The organism is Streptomyces aureus, from assembly GCF_001418135.1.
Taxonomy (GTDB): Bacteria; Actinomycetota; Actinomycetes; order Streptomycetales; family Streptomycetaceae; genus Streptomyces; species Streptomyces aureus_A.
Genome location: NZ_LIPQ01000561.1, coordinates 1 through 2,210, shown reverse-complemented (window position 1 = coordinate 2,210; position 2,210 = coordinate 1). Strand labels below are relative to the sequence as shown.

General features: G+C 77.3%; 2 protein-coding genes and 1 pseudogene. 2 read left to right on the top strand and 1 reads right to left on the bottom strand.

The window, feature by feature from the left end:
* Nucleotides 1–1,034: hypothetical protein (locus AOK00_RS33905; RefSeq protein WP_055603977.1), on the top strand; the 1,034-nt coding region annotated here is incomplete at its 5' end.
* 169 nt (nt 1,035–1,203) lie between these two features.
* Nucleotides 1,204–1,821, top strand: coding sequence for a spherulation-specific family 4 protein (locus tag AOK00_RS33900; protein WP_055603976.1), 618 nt, complete (start codon nt 1,204–1,206; stop codon nt 1,819–1,821).
* 117 nt (nt 1,822–1,938) lie between these two features.
* Here AOK00_RS33900 and AOK00_RS33895 read toward each other — a convergent pair.
* Nucleotides 1,939–2,210, bottom strand: a pseudogene (locus tag AOK00_RS33895) (hypothetical protein); the annotation flags it as partial.

The following is a 2,210-nucleotide window of genomic DNA, read 5'->3' as shown; positions in this document are numbered from 1 at the left end:
TCGCCGCGCCGCTGCTCGCCGGGGAGCAGGGGCGGTTCGGGCTCCCGGGCGGAACGGTTCCGCTGCTCGCGGGCGCCGTCACCGGCTGGGTCTGGAACCAGGCCCTCGCCCACCGCGCGTACACCTGGCTGGGCCTCGGCGACCGGCCCGCCGCCGCCCGCGCCCTGCTCCTCGGGGCCCCGGCGGGCGCCCTCGCCGGTACGGTCGTCGCCCTCGCGGCGGCCGCCCCCGGTGAGACACCGGCGGCCCTGTTCGCCGCCGGGCAGTCGGTCTACCTCGCCGCCGCGACCGTGCTCCTGGTCCTCGGCCGCGAACGGGCCCTGCTCTGCGCCCTGGCGCCGCTCGCCGGAGCCGTCCCCGCCTTCCGCTGGGACCTGCCCGACCTCCTGCGCGCCGGCCTCCTCCTCGCCGCGCTCACCGCGAGCGTCGTCTTCGCCGGGCTCGTCCTCCGGCCGGGTACCCGGCCGGGCGCGGCGGGCCGCGGCGGACCCCCGCGCGGGGCCTCGCTCCCGTACGGCCTCTTCGGCCTCGGCAGCGGTCTGCTCGTGCTCCACGCGGGCATCGGCGACACCCTGGTGAGCGGTGCGGGCGCCGTCATCGCGCTCACCCTCTCCATGGGGCCCGCCGAGTGGCTGCTGCACCGCTTCCGGGGCGAGAGCCTGACCCGGCTGAGGACCCTGGCCACCGCGCGCGAGTTCCGCCGCGCGGTCACCGGCACCCTCGTGCTCTGTCTCGGCGGCTACCTCGGCGTCCTCGTCACGCTCACCGTCGCCGTGACCCTGGCCTGGCCCGGGGCGCCCTGGCCGACGCCGCCGCGGCTCGTCACCCTGCTCCTGATCGGGACCGTGCTCTGGCTGGGACTGCTGCTCCAGGCCTTCGGGGCGGTGCTCAGCGCGGCCGCCGTCTGTCTGCTCGCGGCGGCGGCACAGACGCTGGAACCCGCGGCGGGCCCGGTCGCGGCCGGGGGAGCGGCGGCCGTGCTCGCCGTCCTCACCTGTGTCCTGCTCGTACGACCGACCGCCCACCGCGTCTAGGGGATGTCCTGCCGATCAGGCCGGGCTCGCGGCGTCCGGTGCCGCACCTCGCCGCGTCGTCGTCGGTCGGCACGGCTCCGACATGCCCCCTCCTCCGCCCTGACGCACGGCACCGGACGCCGCTCCCTGATCCGGCCTGATCGACAAGACACCCCTAGGAACCCGGCCCGTGAATCGTTTCCTCCTGGTGCCGTTCTACGAGCACCCGGCCGACCGGCCCGAGGCCTGGTCGGCCCTCGTCGACGCGGCGCCGTCCCTGTACGGCGTCGTCGTCAACCCGGCGAGCGGCGCGGGCGAGGCACCCGACGCGGCGTTCGCGGAGGCCACCGCCCGGCTACGGGCGGCCGGGGTCCGGCTCCTCGGCTACGTGGACACCGCCTACGGCCGCCGCCCGCACGCCGAGGTCGTCACCGACCTGCTCCGCCACCGCGACTGGTACGGCACCGACGGCGCCTTCCTCGACCAGGTGTCCACGGCACCCGACGCCCTCGCCCACTACCGCCGGCTCGCGCTCGCGGCCCGGTCCGCCGGGGCGGCGACCCTGGTGCTCAACCACGGCGCCCATCCGGACCCGGGTTACGAGGAGTTCGCCGACCTCCTCGTGACCTTCGAGGGCCCCTGGGACACGTACCGGACGCTCGACCTGCCGGTCGCCGCCCACTACTGCCACCTCGTGTACGCGGCTCCGCCCGGCGTCCGCCCGGTCACTCCGGTGCACTGCGCCGTCCCCGGCACGGGCGCGCACCCCTGGGGCACCCTCCCGCACCTCCCGGAGCCCGCCCGCTGAGACGACTTCTGCCGCTGCCCGCGGGCCTGCTCCCGCTCGCCGCGGCCGCAAGGTCATCCGCCACCTCTCCACCGACGCCTGGGAGGACCGCCCGGGAACCGGGTCTCAGCTCCCCGCTCACGCGGTACGAGCCGGGGGTGTGGCGCCAGGCCCGCTGACGGTGTAGCAGGTCGCCCGGCCCTCGCCCCGGGCCGTCCAGTCGTGTTCGGACGACCAGGTGTACCAGAGGTCCCCGCGGCGGGAGCCCTCCCGGGCGGCGGCGCAGGCCCGCCCGGCGCGTTCCCGGGCGTCCTCGTTCCCGGGGTAGGTGCCGGTCAGCGGGTGCTGGGTGAGGACCTTCCCGTCGTGGGGGCCGGCGCAGGGCACCCGCGCCACCAGCCGGCTGTACC